This window comes from Devosia sp. LjRoot16 (assembly GCF_964252795.1).
Classification (GTDB): domain Bacteria; phylum Pseudomonadota; class Alphaproteobacteria; order Rhizobiales; family Devosiaceae; genus Devosia_A.
In genome coordinates this window covers 82129-98271 of record NZ_CAXUPH020000003.1, presented here as the reverse complement: position 1 = coordinate 98271, position 16143 = coordinate 82129, and the positions used below count along the sequence as shown (strand labels likewise).

General features: G+C 64.3%; 14 protein-coding genes. 10 read left to right on the top strand and 4 right to left on the bottom strand.

Going from position 1 to position 16143, the window contains the following annotated elements; translation table 11 throughout:
• The first annotated feature begins 2 nt into the window (after positions 1-2).
• The 6 genes from nuoL to ACSQ23_RS14805 are packed head-to-tail and all read left to right on the top strand — an operon-like array spanning position 3 to position 7801.
• The gene (gene nuoL / locus ACSQ23_RS14830) at positions 3-2069 is read left to right on the top strand and encodes an NADH-quinone oxidoreductase subunit L (protein ID WP_436091070.1); all 2067 of its coding nucleotides are present in this window, start codon (positions 3-5) and stop codon (positions 2067-2069) included.
• Positions 2066-3583, top strand: coding sequence for an NADH-quinone oxidoreductase subunit M (locus ACSQ23_RS14825; RefSeq protein ID WP_436091069.1), 1518 nt, complete (start codon positions 2066-2068; stop codon positions 3581-3583). The genes nuoL and ACSQ23_RS14825 overlap by 4 nt, the downstream gene beginning before the upstream one ends.
• A 9-nt stretch (positions 3584-3592) precedes the next feature.
• Entirely contained in the window at positions 3593-5038 is a 1446-nt protein-coding gene (nuoN, locus tag ACSQ23_RS14820; RefSeq protein WP_055881631.1) for an NADH-quinone oxidoreductase subunit NuoN, read from the top strand.
• Positions 5038-5862, top strand: coding sequence for a biotin--[acetyl-CoA-carboxylase] ligase (locus tag ACSQ23_RS14815; protein WP_055881628.1), 825 nt, complete (start codon positions 5038-5040; stop codon positions 5860-5862). The genes nuoN and ACSQ23_RS14815 overlap by 1 nt, the downstream gene beginning before the upstream one ends.
• A gap of 2 nt (positions 5863-5864) precedes the next feature.
• Entirely contained in the window at positions 5865-7544 is a 1680-nt protein-coding gene (locus ACSQ23_RS14810) for a ribonuclease J (protein WP_436091068.1), read from the top strand.
• Between the two features lie 8 nt (positions 7545-7552).
• Entirely contained in the window at positions 7553-7801 is a 249-nt protein-coding gene (locus ACSQ23_RS14805; protein ID WP_055881622.1) for a DUF1467 family protein, read from the top strand.
• A gap of 66 nt (positions 7802-7867) precedes the next feature.
• Here the strand turns inward: ACSQ23_RS14805 and ACSQ23_RS14800 are convergent, their stop codons facing one another.
• Both ACSQ23_RS14800 and ACSQ23_RS14795 read right to left on the bottom strand, forming a co-directional pair.
• A complete protein-coding gene (locus tag ACSQ23_RS14800) occupies positions 7868-8785 on the bottom strand; it encodes an IS110 family transposase (RefSeq protein ID WP_156387292.1) in 918 nt (305 codons plus the stop codon).
• A 242-nt stretch (positions 8786-9027) separates the two neighbouring features.
• On the bottom strand, positions 9028-9375 hold the full coding sequence (locus tag ACSQ23_RS14795) for an MmcQ/YjbR family DNA-binding protein (protein WP_436091067.1): 348 nt from the start codon (positions 9373-9375) through the stop codon (positions 9028-9030).
• Between the two features lie 387 nt (positions 9376-9762).
• Between ACSQ23_RS14795 and proS the strand changes: the two genes are divergently transcribed.
• Genes proS through ACSQ23_RS14775 form a run of 4 tightly spaced genes read left to right on the top strand, consistent with a single transcriptional unit; the run spans position 9763 to position 14507 of the window.
• Positions 9763-11112, top strand: a complete 1350-nt coding sequence (gene proS / locus ACSQ23_RS14790) for a proline--tRNA ligase (RefSeq protein ID WP_436091066.1) — start codon at positions 9763-9765, stop codon at positions 11110-11112.
• Positions 11109-12470: an ABC transporter permease gene (locus ACSQ23_RS14785; RefSeq protein WP_436091065.1), complete on the top strand. Its 1362-nt coding sequence runs from the start codon at positions 11109-11111 to the stop codon at positions 12468-12470. Before proS ends, ACSQ23_RS14785 begins: the two co-directional genes overlap by 4 nt.
• Complete coding sequence (locus tag ACSQ23_RS14780) at positions 12467-13828, top strand: ABC transporter permease (protein ID WP_436091064.1); 1362 nt, start codon at positions 12467-12469, stop codon at positions 13826-13828. The genes ACSQ23_RS14785 and ACSQ23_RS14780 overlap by 4 nt, the downstream gene beginning before the upstream one ends.
• On the top strand, positions 13821-14507 hold the full coding sequence (locus tag ACSQ23_RS14775; RefSeq protein ID WP_055881605.1) for an ABC transporter ATP-binding protein: 687 nt from the start codon (positions 13821-13823) through the stop codon (positions 14505-14507). Before ACSQ23_RS14780 ends, ACSQ23_RS14775 begins: the two co-directional genes overlap by 8 nt.
• A 122-nt stretch (positions 14508-14629) precedes the next feature.
• On the opposite strand, the gene ACSQ23_RS14770 is transcribed toward ACSQ23_RS14775, so the two are convergent.
• Both ACSQ23_RS14770 and ACSQ23_RS14765 read right to left on the bottom strand, forming a co-directional pair.
• The gene (locus ACSQ23_RS14770; RefSeq protein ID WP_055881601.1) at positions 14630-14995 is read right to left on the bottom strand and encodes a hypothetical protein; all 366 of its coding nucleotides are present in this window, start codon (positions 14993-14995) and stop codon (positions 14630-14632) included.
• Between the two features lie 99 nt (positions 14996-15094).
• A complete protein-coding gene (locus ACSQ23_RS14765; protein WP_436091063.1) occupies positions 15095-15922 on the bottom strand; it encodes an isocitrate lyase/PEP mutase family protein in 828 nt (275 codons plus the stop codon).
• Between the last annotated feature and the right edge of the window lie 221 nt (positions 15923-16143).

Genomic DNA, 16143 nt, shown 5'->3' with positions numbered 1-16143 from the left:
AAGTGATCCAGGCCATCGTATTCTTCCCGCTCGTCGGGGCCCTGATCGCGGGTTTGCTGGGCCGCATCATCGGTCACCGCACCAGCGAGTACATCACCACCGGGCTGCTGATCGCCGCCGCCGCGTTGAGCTGGATCGTCTTCGCCCAGTACTGGTTCGCGCCGGCAGCGGTCGAAGGCGCACACGGCGCCGAGCATGCCGCGACCAAGGTCGAAGTGATGCGCTGGATCGTCTCCGGTGCGCTCGACCTGCGCTGGGTGCTGCGCGTCGACACGCTGACCGCGGTGATGCTGGTGGTGGTGACCACCGTTTCGAGCCTCGTCCACCTCTATTCGATCGGCTACATGGCCGATGATCCGCACCGTTCGCGGTTTTTCGCCTACCTGTCGCTGTTCACCTTCGCCATGCTGATGCTGGTGACCGCCGACAACTTCCTGCAGATGTTCTTCGGCTGGGAAGGCGTGGGTCTCGCGTCGTATCTGCTGATCGGCTTCTGGTACACGCGGCCTTCGGCCAATGCGGCGGCGATGAAGGCGTTCGTCGTCAACCGCGTCGGCGATTTCGGCTTTGCGCTCGGCATCTTTGCGGCCTTCGTGGTGCTCGGACATCTGGATTTCGACGGCGCCTTCCATGCGGTCGAGGCGAACAAGGACCTGACCTTCCGCTTCCTCAGCTGGGATCTGCACGCCATGACCGTGGTGTGTCTGCTGCTGTTCATGGGCGCCATGGGTAAGTCGGCGCAGTTCCTGCTTCACACCTGGCTGCCGGACGCCATGGAAGGCCCGACCCCGGTGTCGGCGCTGATCCATGCCGCGACCATGGTGACGGCCGGCGTGTTCATGGTGGCCCGCTTCTCGCCGCTGTTCGAAGGCTCCGAGCTCGCCATGACCGTGGTGATGCTGGTCGGCGCGCTGACCGCATTCTTCGCGGCGACCGTTGGCCTCGTCCAGAACGACATCAAGCGTGTCATCGCCTATTCGACCTGTTCGCAGCTCGGCTACATGTTCGTGGCGCTGGGGGCAGGGGTCTATTCGGTGGGTATCTTCCACCTGTTCACCCACGCCTTCTTCAAGGCGCTGCTGTTCCTGGGCGCTGGCTCGGTCATCCACGCGATGCACCATGAGCAGGACATGCGCAACATGGGCGGGCTCAGGAAGAAGATCCCGATCACCTACTGGATGATGATCATCGGCACGCTGGCGCTCACCGGCGTCGGCATCCCGGGCACACCGCTCGGCTTCGCCGGGTTCTTCTCGAAAGACGGCATCATCGAAGTCGCTTACGCGGCGGGTGGTTCGACCGGTTACATCGGCTTCTGGGCCCTGGTGATCGCGGCCATGTTCACCAGCTTCTACTCGTGGCGCCTGATCCACCTGACCTTCCATGGCGAGCCGCGTGGCCAGCATCACGGGCACGGTGCGCACGCGACGCATGATGACCATGCCCATGCCGACCACGCGCACGACGATCACGAGCATCACGGCAGCGCCTATGACAACGCGCATGAGAGCCCCAATGTCATGCTGGTGCCGCTCTACGTGCTGGCCGCCGGTGCGGTGCTGGCGGGCGTAGTTTTCAACGACCTGTTCTTCGGCCATGCCGAGCATATCGAGCATTTCTTCCAGGGCTCGCTCGTCGTCTCCGAAGAGCTGCTCGAGGCCGCACACGGCGTGCCAATCTGGGTGAAGTGGTCGGCGACCATCGCCATGGTGCTCGGCTTTGCCGCGGCCTACCAGATGTACATCCGCGATCCGGCGGCGCCGAAGCGGCTGGCGCACGCCAACCCGGGGCTCTACCTGTTCCTCTTGAACAAGTGGTATTTCGACGAGCTCTACGACCGCATCTTCGTCAAGCCGGCGCTTTGGCTGGGCAATGCCCTGTGGAAGGGCTTTGACGACATGCTGATCGACAAGACCATCACCGAGGGCCTTGGCAATCGCGTCAAGGACATCACCGGCAAGGTGGTGAAGCTGCAGTCCGGCTACCTCTATCACTACGCTTTCGCCATGCTTATCGGTATCGCGGCGCTGCTCACCTGGGCCATCGCCGCCGGGGGACTTCTTGGATGATCTTCAGTGACCACCTTCTGACGTTCATCACTTTCCTGCCGACGGCGGGCGCGCTGCTGCTGCTGTTCGTCAGCGGTCGCGACGAGGCTGCCAACAACCTGGCGCGCTATATCGCGCTCGGCGTGACGCTGGTGACGGCTGCCCTCAGCCTCTGGCTCTGGTACCTGTTCGACGCATCGAACACCGGCTTCCAGTTCGTTGAAGTGTGGGCGTTCAGCGACTCGATCGGCTACCGCATGGGCGTCGACGGCATCTCGGTGCTGTTCATCCCGCTGACCGCGGTACTGATGCCTGCCGTGATCCTCTCGAGCTTTGGCTCCATCACCAAGCGGGTGAAGGAGTACCTGATCGTCTTCCTGATCCTCGAGACGTTCATGATCGGCGCCTTCGCGACGCTCGATCTGGCGATGTTCTACGTGTTCTTCGAGGGCACGCTGATCCCGATGTTCCTGATCATCGGTATCTGGGGCGGGGCGCGGCGCATCCAGGCGACCTACAAGTTCTTCTTTTACAGCTTCACCGGCACGGTGCTGATGCTGATCGCCATCATGGCGATGTACTGGCAGGCCGGCACACTCGATATCGCCAGGCTCCTGACCTTCAAGTTCCCGCCCGAGGTGCAGACCTGGCTGTGGATCGGGTTCTTCGCCTCGTTCGCGGTGAAGATGCCGATGTGGCCGTTCCACCGCTGGCTGCCGGAAGCGCACGTCGAAGCGCCGACGGGAGGCTCGGTGATCCTGGCCGCGATCCTCCTGAAGCTTGGCGGCTACGGCTTCATCCGCTTCTCGATCTCGATGTTCCCTGATGCCTCGCACCAGTTCGCGAACTTCGTGTTCGTCCTGTCGATCGCGGCGATCATCATCACCTCGCTCGTCGCGCTGGTGCAGACCGATATCAAGAAGCTGATCGCCTATTCGTCGGTTGCCCATATGGGCTTCGTGACGATGGGGATCTTCACCGGCAACATCTACGGCATCCACGGCGCGATCTTCCAGATGATCTCGCACGGTATCGTCTCGGCCGCGCTCTTCTTCTGCGTCGGCGTGGTTTACGACCGGATGCACACGCGTGAGATCGATGCCTATGGCGGGCTGGTGTCGCCGATGCCGCGCTACGCCGTGGTGTTCATGGTGTTCACCATGGCCAATGTCGGCCTGCCGGGCACCTCGGGCTTCGTCGGTGAATTCCTCACCATGCTGGCGGCCTTCCAGGCCAACACCTGGGTGGCGTTCTTCGCGGCGTTCGGCGTGATCCTGTCGGCGGCCTATGCGCTCTGGCTCTATCGCCGGGTGATCTTCGGCGCCTTCACCAAGGAATCGCTGAAGGGCATCCTCGATCTCGACCGGCGCGAAGCCATCGTGCTGGTGCCGCTGGTGCTCCTCACCATTCTCTTCGGCTTCTATCCCGCCCCGATCCTCGATGCGACTGCCGCCTCGGTGAACCTCGTCGCGGAAAACTTCGCCAACGCCATTGGTGCCGCACCGCAAGCGGTTGCCGCGGCGACCGGCCATTAGGAGACGGGCATGCTGTCCGACGTCACGAGCTTCGCTTCGCTCGCCCCCGCCTATCCGGAACTGCTGCTGGCCGTAGGCGCCATCGTGGTGCTGCTGGTCTCGCTGTTCTGGAAGGGCATCAGCTCGACGGCGGTGTCGATCGTCGCCATCGTGCTACTCCTTGTGGTACTGGCGGTGCTACTGCTGCAGCCGGCGACCGGTGTGCTGTTCAACGGCGTGTTCATCGTCGACGGCTTTGCCCGCTACATGAAGGCGCTGGTGCTGGGCGGTGCGGCGGCGACGCTGCTGATCTCGCTGTCGAACAGCAAGGAGCACGGCATCGACAAGTTCGAGTACGCCGTGCTGGTGCTGCTGGCGACGCTGGGCATGATGATCATGGTTTCGGCCAATGATCTGATGAGCCTCTATATCGGCCTCGAGCTGCAGAGCCTGGCGCTCTATGTCGTCGCGGCGATGAAGCGCGAAGACAAGAAGGCCACCGAGGCCGGCATCAAGTATTTCGTGCTCGGTGCGCTGTCGTCCGGCATGCTGCTCTATGGCGCCTCGCTGGTCTATGGCTTCACCGGCACGACGCAGATCGACCAGATCGTCGCCGCCATCACGCTCGACAGCCGCTCGATCGGCCTGATTTTCGGCATGGTGTTCTTGCTCGCCGGTATCGCCTTCAAGATCTCGGCCGTGCCGTTCCATATGTGGACGCCGGACGTCTACGAAGGCGCGCCCACCCCGGTCACCGCGTTCTTTGCGGCTGCTCCGAAGGTTGCGGCGATGGCGCTGTTCATCCGCGTCACCACGGTCAGCTTCGCGCCGATCACCCATGACTGGCAGCAGATCGTCATCTTCCTCTCCATCGCCTCGATGGTGCTCGCCGCCTTCGCCGCGATCGGGCAGAACAACCTCAAGCGCCTCCTGGCCTATTCATCGATCGGCCATGTCGGCTTCGCGCTGGTTGGCCTTTCTTCCGGCACTGAGGCCGGCGTCGAGGGCGTTGCCGTCTATATGGCGATCTACATCGCCATGACGGTGGGCATTTTTGCCTGCGTGCTGGCGCTCAGGACCGAGAACGGCCCGGTGGAGACGATCTCCGAGCTTGCCGGGCTGGCGCAGAAGCGGCCGTTCGTCGCCGCCATCATCGCGATCCTGATGTTCTCGCTGATCGGGCTGCCGCCGCTGGCCGGGTTCTTCGCCAAGTGGCAGGTGTTCCTCGCCGCGGTCGAACAGAACCTGTTCATCCTCGCGGTGATCGGCGTCCTCGCTTCGGCGGTGAGCGCGTTCTATTACCTGCGGATCGTCAAGGTGATGTATTTCGACGAGCCGGTCGCGCAATTTGCCGCCGTGCCGGGCGAATTGAACGTGGTCATGGCCGGCATCGGCTTCCTGATCGTCACCTATTTCGTCACGGTGGGTTCGCCGCTGACCGCGGCTGCCAGTATTGCGGCCGGAAGCCTGTTCTAGTGGCAGGATTCTGGCTTGGGTCCAGGGCGGTCTCGCGCGGCTACAGGCTGAACGGCTTCGACAGCGTCGGTTCGACCTCGACCGAGGCGGCGAGGGCTGCCCAGGCCGGTGATATCGGCGATGTCTGGTTCTGCGCATTGCAGCAGAGCGCCGGTCGCGGCCGGCGCGGCCGACCGTGGCAATCGCCACACGGCAACCTTGCCGCCAGCCTGCTGGTGGTTCCCGATGTCGATCCGGCGATTGCCGCGACGCTCGGCTTCGTTGCCGGCGTGTCGCTGAACCAGGCTCTTGCTGGTATCGTGCCAGCTGGCCTGCTGAGAACCGGCATTGACGGCGCCGACATGGCCAACGGACGCATCGCGCTCAAGTGGCCCAATGACGTACTGGCCGACGGCGCCAAGCTCGCCGGCATTCTGCTCGAAGCGCACAAGCGCCCCGATGGCAGCATGGCCATCGTGGTCGGCATCGGCGTCAATGTGGTCGAGGCCCCCGAGGGCCTGCCATACCCGGCAACGTCGCTGCGCGCCCTCGGGCTCGATACTTCGGCAGAGACCGTGTTTGGCGCGCTGTCGGATGCCTGGGTCGATGCCGTGGAACTCTGGGACCGGGGTAGGGGCGTGACCCAGGTGCTTGAGCTGTGGCGCCGTTCGGCCGCCGGGATCGGCGCCGAAGTCGCGGTGAACCGCGATGGCGACATCGTGCGCGGCATTTTTGAAACAATCGACGAGGGCGGACGACTGATCGTTCGCGCCAATGACAACAGCCGAATTGCCATCACCGCCGGTGATGTGCATTTCGGCACGACCGCAAGCGTTAGGAACTGATAATGGCAAAGCCGAGACCCGATGAGCTCGTGTTCGTGCCGCTAGGCGGCGTGGGCGAGATCGGCATGAACATGGGCGCTTACGGCTTCGGGCCGGAGCGCGGCCGCAAGTGGATCGTGGTCGATTGCGGCGTCACCTTCGCCGGACCGCAGGAGCCGGGGGTCGAGCTGATCCTGCCCGATCCGGCCTTCCTCGAGGAGAATGCCGACGACATCCTGGCGCTGATCCTCACCCATAGCCACGAAGACCACTACGGCGCCGTGCTCGACCTGTGGCCGGCGTTCGATCGGCCGGTCTATGCCACCGCCTTCACTGAGGCGATGCTGAGCGCCAAGCGAGAGTCCGAGGGCATCGTCGAGGATATCGAAGTGAAGCCGATGCGGGTGGGCAAGCCCTTCACCGTCGGCCCCTTCACCATCGAGGCGATCAACGTCGCCCACTCGATCCCCGAGAGCTGTGCGCTCCTGATCACCACGCCGGTCGGTCGGGTCATCCATACCGGCGACTGGAAGCTCGACCCGCACCCGGTGGGCGGCCCGCCGACCGATGTCGGCCGCTTCGCCCAGATCGGTGAGGACCGTTCGACCCCGATTGCGCTGATCTGCGATTCCACCAACGCGATGAAGGACGGCACCAGCCCGTCCGAGGACGAGGTCGCGTCGACGCTCGAGGCGCTGATTGCTTCGTCGACGCACCGCGTCGCCGTCACCACCTTCGCCTCCAATGTCGGCCGGGTGATTTCGGTGGCCCGCGCCGCGCAGAAGGCCGGCCGCAAGGTGGTGATGTCGGGCAGGGCGCTGCACCGCATCAGTGGCATCGCGCGCGAACTCGGCATGCTGGAGGGGATCGATCCGTTCCTCGACCAGAACGAGTACAAGTCGCTGCCGCGCTCCAAGGTGGTGCTGCTGTGCACCGGCAGCCAGGGCGAGGCGCGCGCCGCCATCGCCCGCATCGCCCGCGAGGAGCACCCTGAGATTTCGCTCAATGCCGGCGACCGGGTAATCTTCTCGTCCTGGGCGATCCCGGGCAACGAACGCGAAGTCATCGACATCCAGAACATGCTGATCGACCGCGGCGTCGACGTCATCACCCAGACGCACGGGCTGGTGCACACCACCGGCCACCCGCGCCGCGAGGAGCTGAAGCGGCTCTACGACCTGATCAAGCCCGAAGTGCTGGTGCCGGTGCATGGCGAGGCTGCGCATCTCGAGGCGCATGCGCTGCTCGGCCGGCAGCATGGCATCGAGACGGTCGTTCACGCTCGCAACGGCGACATGGTGCGGCTGTTCCCGAACACCACGCAATTCCCCGGCGAGATTCGCGTCGGTCAGCTCTATCTCGACGGCAACGTGCTCTGCACGCCCGAGGAGAGCGGCGTGAAGGGGCGCCGCCGGCTCAGCTTCGGCGGCCATATCGTGGTCAGCCTCTGCGTCAATGCTTCGGGCCAGGTGCTGGCCGGACCGGAAACGGTGATCGAAGGTCTGCCGGATGTTGAGGATGACGATGAGTCGCTGCCCGATCTCGTCCGTCGTGCGGTAACAGGTACGCTCAAGTCGATTCCGCCCAAGCGCCGCAATGACCCTGAGCTGGTCAACACGGCGCTGCAGCGGGCGGTCCGCAGCGAGGTTTCGTCCTACTGGGGCCGCAAACCCAATGTAACGGTGTTCGTACACCGAGTCTGAGGCTCGCCATGCAAGTCGGAACGTTCCTCGCGATCTTCTTCGTCACCTGGTGGATCTGCCTGTTCCTGGTGCTGCCGTTCAAGGTGCGCAACCAGGTCGACGCGGGCGAGTGGATCGAGGGGACGGAGCGCGGGGCGCCGGCGGGAATTCTCCGGCTGTGGCCAAAGCTGCTGATCACCACCGTGCTCGCGGCTGTTGTCACCGGCTTGCTGCTGTGGGGGCTGACGGCGCCGTGGCTGCAGGAGTACTGGCGGTAGGCTGGGGCGGGCACACTGTCTCCACGCACTCAGTGTCATCCCAGCGAAAGCTGGCAACTGTGTTGTTCAGGCTTTGAAGGGCTGTCCGGTCTTGAGGATGGCGTTGGCTGTGACGAGGAGCTTTCTAGCGACGGCGATGAGGGCAAGCTTTGCGGCTTTGCCTTTGGCAGTGAGCCCTTTGTAGGTCTCGGCGAACCGAGAGCTTGAGCGGGATGCGGTGACGGCGGCCATGTAGAGAAGCTTGCGAACCTCAGCGCGGCCACCGGCGATTGATCGCTGGCCGCGGAACTGGCCGGAGTCCCGGTTGATCGGGGCGAGCCCACCGAGTGCGGCGATGGTCTTGCCGGAGCGCTGACCAAGCTCCGGCATCAGCGCGATAAGCGCCGCCGCATTGACCGGGCCGATGCCCGGGATGGAGCGCAGCAGGCTGGCGGCCAGCGTCAGGGCTGTGGACCGGCGGATCAGCATCTCGATCTGCTGCTCGAGCTGCTTGATCACGGCGTCGAGCCAGTCCAGGTGGCTGACGATGCTGGGGGCGATACTCGGGATGGCGGTGTGCAGCCGGGTGCGTTCCTGCTGGCGGCAGCTGACCAACTGAGCCCGCCGACGGTGCAACTCGGCCAGTTCCATCCGCTCTGGATCGTCCGGCGGCTGTGGCGCCGGGTTGAACGCCTGAGCCATGGCCGCGAGCAGTCGGGCATCGATCGCGTCGGTCTTGGCCAGTTGCCCGGTGGCACGGGCGAAAGCTCGAGCATGCAGCGGGTTGACCCGAACCAGGTCAATGCCGGCGGCGTGCAACTGCTGCTTCAGCTGCCGGTCGTAGGTACCGGTCGCCTCGAACAGGACCAGCCGGGGAGCGGTCAGTTCCGCCAGCCAGGCGGCGATCGCCTCCCTCTCGTTGGCGATCCGATGCGTGCTGCCGTCGAAGATGTCGAGATGGTTCTTGGAGACGTCGATACCGATGAAGCCAGGTGCTATGATCATGAGGCCTGTCCCTGTGCTGCGAGGTCCGATGCAACCGGCCTCGTTCAACTGTTCAGGTGCATAAGCAGTCGGGAGGCGACCCGAGCCAGCTTACGGTCGCTTCGACCTGGGACCCAACGGTCTGCCTCCCGACACCCATCTAACCACAAGCTCGACACACAGGGACCCATGTCGCAGCCCGAGCCAGCGGTGAGTTGGTTCCCAGCCTTCGCTGGGATGACAGCCGGTGGGTGAGGAGGGGGCTAGCCTCCCGTTGTCTTCGTTCTCTTCCTCGTCTTCACCTTCGGCAGCGCATGCGCATAGGCCATCTCCAGCGCGGCCTTCAGCTCCTCGGCTGACAGCCTTGCCAGTATCGCCGTGGTCCAGCCCTGGCGACCCCAGCCATTGTCGATCGGCACGAACGCCTCGGGCGCCAGCATCGCCTTGAACTCCTGCTCGTCGGACGTGAGTTTCAGGTTGGCGGTGAGCCCGTCGGCGGCGAGGGTGGCGTAGGTGCGGGCGACCTTGAAAGCCTGCCGATCGAAGTGCGGCGCCTCGGTCGTGCCGTCGAGCGCCAATGCAATTGCCCTGAAGTCAGAAGAAGTTGTCATCGATTCTTCATCCGCAAATGAAAAAAGCAGGGCCGGAGCCCTGCTTTGTAAAGTTTCTCGACAATACGCTGGTCTTAGGCACACGGTTAGGTGGCTGCCAACGCTCCTCCCTTGACGTTGTCGACGTCCGGCAACTTGCGGTTGCCTGTGTTCTTATGACGCGGGACCCTAACAACTGAATCTGGGGCTGCCAAGCGGATTCTGCATGGCAGCCATCGCATTTTTACATAGTATTCAAGTCATCATTTGGTAGGCCGCTCAGACTGCGCAAAAGTGCCGCAGATCCAAGCGTTTGCCTAAGTTTCGCGCGCTTTTGCGGGCTCCACTTTGCCCCGCTTTGCGCTATAGGGATCGCAATTCCGAATCCGGCGCCATCGAGGACCGTACATGCGTTTGAGCCGTTACTTCCTGCCCCTCCTGAAGGAGACGCCGAAAGAGGCCGAGATCGTCTCGCACCAGCTGATGCTGCGCGCCGGCATGATCAAGCAGCAGGCCGCCGGGAGCTACTCCTGGCTGCCGCTCGGTTTCAAAGTGTTGAACAAGGTCATACGCGTCATCGAAGAGGAGCAGAACCGCTCGGGTGCGGTGCAGCTGCTGATGCCGACCATCCAGTCGGCGGACCTGTGGAAGGAATCCGGCCGCTACGATGCCTACGGCAAGGAGATGCTCCGCATTCAGGACCGGCACGAGCGCGATATGCTGTACGGGCCGACCAACGAGGAGATGATCACCGACATCTTTCGCACCTATGTAAAGTCCTACAAGGACCTGCCGCTGAACCTCTACCACATCCAGTGGAAGTTCCGTGATGAGGTGCGCCCGCGCTTCGGCACCATGCGCTCACGCGAGTTCCTGATGAAGGACGCCTACTCGTTCGACCTCGACGAGGCTGGCGCCAAGAAGGCGTTTCAGCGCATGTTCGTCGCCTACCTGCGCACGTTCTATCGGCTCGGCCTTACAGGCATCCCCATGCGCGCCGATACCGGCCCGATCGGCGGTGACATGAGCTACGAGTTCCACGTGCTCGCAGAAACCGGCGAGAGCGCGGTGTTCCTCGACTCTGGCCTGCTGGACAAACCGATCCCTTCCATCGACACCGATTTCGCCGGTGACCTGGATCCCATTTTTCAGGACTGGACGTCGCTGTTTGCTGCGACCGACGAAATGACTGACGAGGAAACGTTCCGCGCCTCGGTCTCGGGCAACAACCAGCTCGCTGCCCGTGGCATCGAGGTCGGACACATCTTCTATTTCGGCACCAAGTATTCCGAACCGATGGGCGCCAAGGTGACCGGTCCGGATGGCAAGGACGTCACCGTCCACATGGGCAGCTACGGCATCGGCCCGACCCGCCTCGTGCCTGCCATTATCGAAGCCTCGCATGACGATGCCGGCATCATCTGGCCGGTCAGCGTCGCGCCGTTCGAGGCTGTGGTAATCAACCTCAAGGTCGGCGACGCGGAGAGCGACCGGGCGTCCGAACGGCTCTACGACGATCTCACCCGCGAGGGCATCGATGTGCTGCTCGATGATCGCGACCAGGGCGCCGGCGGCAAGTTCGCCGCGGCTGACCTGATCGGTATCCCGTACCAGCTGATCGTCGGGCCGCGCGGCCTCAAGGATGGTGTGGTCGAAATCAAGCACCGCAAGTCGGGCGAGCGCGAAACGCTGTCGATCGAAGAAGCCGTCGGCCGGCTCAAGTCGCTGATCGTGCCGCAGCGGCGGGATAGCGTTTGAGCGTTTCCCCGGCCATCGCGGCGAAGCGGACAGGGCCGTTCTCGCACTTCGAGTTCCTGGTGGCGGGCCGGTATCTGCGCGCCCGCCGCAAGGAGAAGTTCGCCTCGGTCATTGCGGTCCTGACGCTGTTGGGCGTGGTGCTGGGCGTTGCGACGCTGATCGTCGTGATGTCGGTGATGAACGGGTTTCGCACCGAGCTCCTGGGCAAGATCCTTGGCCTCAACGGCCATTTCGTGGTGCAGACCGCGGGCACCGGCTTTGACGGCTACGACGACGTGGTGGCGCGCCTCGAAGGCGTCGAGGGCGTGCGCTACGCCATCCCCTATGTCGAGGGACAGGCGCTTGCCTCGGGCAATGCCAGCGCCACCGGCGTGGTGGTCCGCGGCATCAGCGAGGCCTCGCTGGCCAAGCTCGACCTGCTGCGCGAGGGCGCGGTGCTGGGCGGCTGGGACCAGTGGGATGGCAGCCAGGGCGTCGCTATCGGTCAGCGGCTGTCGGAGCGGCTGGGCGTGTCGCTGGGCGACCAGATCACCATCATCAATCCGAATGGCACGCCGACGCCGTTCGGCATGACACCAGCGGAACTGTCGCTGCCGGTGAACGTCATCTTCAATATCGGCATGCCCGAATATGACAGCTTCTATGTCTACCTGCCGATGCAGGAGGCGCAGGTCTATTTCCGGCTGTTCGAGGACAAGCTGAAGCCCGGGGTGCAGATGCCCGGGGTGATGGCGACCGACGAAGAGATCGATGCTGCCTATGAGCGTGCCTACAAGGTGAGCGGCGTCGAGGTTTTCGTCGCCGATCCCGACAACATTGCCGGGATGCGCGGCAAGCTGCAGGCGGCGCTGGACGGCGACTTCACCATCACCGACTGGCAGCAGCGCAACGCCACGTTCTTTTCCGCCCTGCAGGTGGAGCGGGTGGTGATGTTCGTCATCCTGTCGTTGATTATTCTCGTCGCCGCCTTCAACATCATCGCCAGCCTCGTGATGCTGGTGAAGGACAAGGGGCCTGACATCGCGGTGCTCAGAACCATGGGCGCGACGCGCGGCTCGATCCTCCGCATCTTTTCGATGACTGGTTTCGCCATCGGGCTGTCGGGAACCTTGCTTGGCCTGATCCTGGGGCTGGTGTTCGCGATCAACGTCGAAGCGATCCGCTCCACTGTCTCCAACCTCCTCAACATCTCGATCTTTCCGCCCGAGCTGTTCCTGATGTCAGCCCTGCCGTCGCGCGTGGACCCGGGCGAGGTGACGGTGGTGGTGCTGTTGTCGCTGGGCTTAACTTTCCTCGCAACCCTCTATCCAGCCTGGCGCGCGGCGCGGCTCGATCCGATCGAGGGGTTGAACCAATGACCGATCGCGCCCCGGCTTCCGATCCCGGCCCGTTCTCGCGCTTCGAGTTCCTGGTGGCGGGCCGTTACCTGCGGGCCCGGCGGCGCGATCGCTTCGTCTCGGTGATCGCCGCGCTGACACTGACCGGTATTGCACTTGGGGTGGCGGCCTTGATCGTCGTCACCTCGGTGATGAACGGATTTAATGCCGAGATCGTCAGCAAGCTGCTGGGCCTCAACGGTCACTTCTCGGCCTATCCGATCGAGGCACGCTTCACCGACTACGAGAAATCGGCGTTCCAGATTCAGAGCGTCGACGGGGTGGTCGCCGCGATCCCGTTCGTCGAGGGGCAGGCGCTGGCCTCCGGCGCCAAGGCCGATGCCACCGGGGCGATCGTCCGCGGTGTTTCGCTCGACTCGATCGAGAAGCTCAAGCTGCTGCATGACGGGGCGATCCTCGGCCACTGGGATGGCTGGGACGACGGCAACGGCGTCGCCATCGGGCGGCGCCTGGCTGAAAAGCTCAAGGTCAATATCGGCGACACCGTAACCCTGTTGAGCCCGGATGCATCGGGGTTGCAGAGCGGCGCCCGGCCGCGCACCCGGTCGTTCCCGGTGCAGGTGATCTTCGATCTCGGGATGACCGAGTTCGACAGTTTCTACCTCTACATGCCGCTCCGGCCGGCACAGGACTATCTCGAGATGTTCGACCGGGTGCTGAAGCCCAATGCGAGCGTGCCGCCGGTCGACGCGGATGAGGCGGATCGTGAGGCGGCGTATGACCGGATCTATCGCGCCACGGCGATCGAGGTGTTCATCGCCGATCCGAACGCGCTCGATGCGATGCGGCTGAAGATCGGCCAAGAGATCGAACGGCCCTTGATCCTCTCGGACTGGCGCCAGCAGCACCAGAACTTCTTCGATGCGCTGCAGACCCAGGGCAGCGTGATGTTCGTCATCCTGTCGATGATCGTCGTCGTTGCGGCGTTCAACATCATCTCCAGCCTGATCATGCTGGTGAAGGACAAGGGCACCGATATCGCGGTGCTGCGCACCATGGGCGCGACGCGCGGCTCGATCATGCGAATCTTCGGCATTGCGGGCGTGGCGATCGGCGTCGGCGGCACGCTGCTCGGCCTGGCGCTGGGGCTGGTGATTGCCGCCAATGCCGAGGCGATCCGGGCGTTCCTTTCGAGCGTGCTCGGCTTCACCATCTTTCCGCCCGAGGTGTTCTTCCTGTCCTCGCTGCCGAGCCGCACCAACCCATCCGAAGTGATCGCCATCGTTGCCGTCGCCATGGGCTTGTCCTTCCTTGCGACGCTCTATCCCGCCTGGCGCGCCGCCCAATACGATCCTGTCGAGGCCCTTCGCTATGAGTGATGTCCACCTGAAGCTCGCCAAGGTGCATCGCCATTACGGCGAGGGCGCCACGCTGGTGCGGGTGCTCGAGGCAGCCGACCTCGAGGTCAAGGGCGGCGAGCTCGTCGCGATCGTCGCGCCGTCGGGCGCCGGCAAGTCGACGCTGCTGCATATTTCGGGGCTGCTGGAGCGGCCGCAGGGCGGCGAGGTCGAGATCACCGGCGTGCCGACCAGCAAGCTCAACGAACGCGGCCGCACCGTGCTGCGCCGCGATACCATCGGCTACGTCTACCAGTTCCATCACCTCTTGCCGGAATTCTCGGCGCTCGAGAACGTCACCATGCCGCAGCTGATTGCCGGGCGGGACCGTGCGGCGGCCGAGAAGCGGGCCATGCAGCTGCTCGATATCCTCGGCATCGCGCCGCGGGCCCAGCATCGACCGGCCGAACTGTCGGGCGGCGAGCAGCAGCGCGTCGCCATCGCCCGCGCTGCGGCCAACCATCCGCGGATCATCCTCGCGGACGAACCCACCGGCAACCTCGACCCGGCGACCAGCGACGTGGTGTTCGAAGCGCTCGCCGCGCTGATCCGGGAAGAAGGCGCCGCAGCGCTGATCGCCACGCACAACCATGAGCTGGCGCGCCGGGCCAACCGGATCGTGACGCTGCGCGGCGGGCTGATCGAGCCGATCACGCTGTAGGCCGCTTGCGATCCAAACGGGAGGGAGGGTCGGCCACCAACTCGCCTCCCCACCGGCTGTCATCCCAGCTTTCGCTGGGATGACAGCGAGTAGGTGGAACGAACGGTGTGGTCCTCCCCCCTCTAGCCGTCCGTCCGGACCTCGTCCTCATCGCCCTCGCTGGCGCGCCGCAAGCGCTCACGGTCGAGCAGGCTGTTTACCCGGGTCCTGAGGCCGCGGATCTGTCGGGCCTGGCGCTCATTGGTGTCCCGGAGCTGGCGGATGCGGGTCTCGGCTGCTTCCTGGTGGTTGATGTCCCACTCACGCACCCGACGGACCACTACCTTGGTTTCAGGTGGCGGTTCGAGCAGCGTGTCCCAATCGGTCCCCAGCGACGCGACCAGCTTGTGTGCGGCGAGCGCGGCGGAGTCGCGTTCGCCTGGTTGGTCCGACCCGAGCAGCTTCAGGATGCGGACGAGTTTCTTGCGGGTGCGGGCATCTATGGCCATGGCCGAAGGGGTAACCGCATCGCTACGCGAAATCCAGCCGCCTCACTTCTCCCATGATGGGAGAGGTGCAAAACAGCAGGCTTCGCAGACTTTCACAGCTTAGCGCTTCGATGCCATCAGCGCCGTCACCTCGGCAAAGGTGATGGCGTCGTCCAGATAGGTGGCAGTGCCCGGGCCCAAGAGCTCCAGCGACGCATCCCTGAGGCCGGTGAGCGCGGCGCGGGCGAACGAGCTGCCGGTGCTCACCCGGCGCACGCCGGCCGCCGCCAGGTCGGCGAGAGAGTAGGGGGTGTTCTTCGCCCCCAGCACGACATTTACCGGCTTTGTCACCGATGCGCAGACCGTGCGGATGGCATCGAGGTTGGGCAAGCCCGGCGCGAACAGCACATCGGCGCCGGCTTTCTCATAGGCCTGCAGGCGGCGGATGGTGTCGTCGAGGTCGTTGCGGCCGTGGAGGAAATTCTCGGCGCGGGCGACGAAGGTGAATGGGAACGAGCGGGCATGCGCCGCCTCGGCCGCGGCGGCGACGCGCTCAACCGAGAGGTTGAAGTTGTAGATCGGATCGGCCGCGTTGCCCGTCGCGTCCTCGATCGAGCTGCCCACCAGGCCCACCTCGGCAGCGAGGCGCGTGGTTTCGGCGGCGTCCTCGGGCGTGTCGCCATAGCCGTTCTCAAGGTCGGCGCTGACCGGCAGGTCGGTCGCGGCGACGATCTCGGCAGCGTTGCGCAGGGCCTCGTCGCGGCTGACGCTGCCTTCGCCGTCGCGGCGGCCGAGTGCGAAAGCCAGGCCGGCGCTGGTGGTGGCAAGCGCCGAGAAGCCGAAACCAGCGAGCAGGCGAGCGCTACCGGCGTCCCACGGGTTGGGGATGACGAACAGCGCGCCCTGGTGAAGGGCCTGGAAACGCTCGGCTTTCTGCTCTTGGTTCAACTCTCGTTCTCCTTGCGGCTTGGTGGATCGGCGACTCGCGCGTTAACCACGTATTCATGGCTAGGCCGATGGTGCTAGACAAGAACAAATTGAGAACATACAAGAACGGAACAGAAACTTTGGAGGTTCCGATGCTCTCTTTCGTCAAGGATCTGCTGGCTTTCGTCACCATCTGCGGCTTTTCGGTCGCCTCGCTGACCTGGATGGATATCGCTGCCCGA

Excerpts from the sequence above, each read along its gene's own strand:
- ACSQ23_RS14825 (WP_436091069.1), top strand. The coding sequence starts at position 2,066 with ATGATCTTCAGTGACCACCTTCTGACGTTCATCACTTTCCTGCCGACG.
- nuoN (WP_055881631.1), top strand. The coding sequence starts at position 3,593 with ATGCTGTCCGACGTCACGAGCTTCGCTTCGCTCGCCCCCGCCTATCCG.
- ACSQ23_RS14810 (WP_436091068.1), top strand. The coding sequence starts at position 5,865 with ATGGCAAAGCCGAGACCCGATGAGCTCGTGTTCGTGCCGCTAGGCGGC.
- ACSQ23_RS14805 (WP_055881622.1), top strand. The coding sequence starts at position 7,553 with ATGCAAGTCGGAACGTTCCTCGCGATCTTCTTCGTCACCTGGTGGATC.
- ACSQ23_RS14800 (WP_156387292.1), bottom strand. The coding sequence starts at position 8,785 with ATGATCATAGCACCTGGCTTCATCGGTATCGACGTCTCCAAGAACCAT.
- ACSQ23_RS14795 (WP_436091067.1), bottom strand. The coding sequence starts at position 9,375 with ATGACAACTTCTTCTGACTTCAGGGCAATTGCATTGGCGCTCGACGGC.
- proS (WP_436091066.1), top strand. The coding sequence starts at position 9,763 with ATGCGTTTGAGCCGTTACTTCCTGCCCCTCCTGAAGGAGACGCCGAAA.
- ACSQ23_RS14780 (WP_436091064.1), top strand. The coding sequence starts at position 12,467 with ATGACCGATCGCGCCCCGGCTTCCGATCCCGGCCCGTTCTCGCGCTTC.
- ACSQ23_RS14775 (WP_055881605.1), top strand. The coding sequence starts at position 13,821 with ATGAGTGATGTCCACCTGAAGCTCGCCAAGGTGCATCGCCATTACGGC.
- ACSQ23_RS14770 (WP_055881601.1), bottom strand. The coding sequence starts at position 14,995 with ATGGCCATAGATGCCCGCACCCGCAAGAAACTCGTCCGCATCCTGAAG.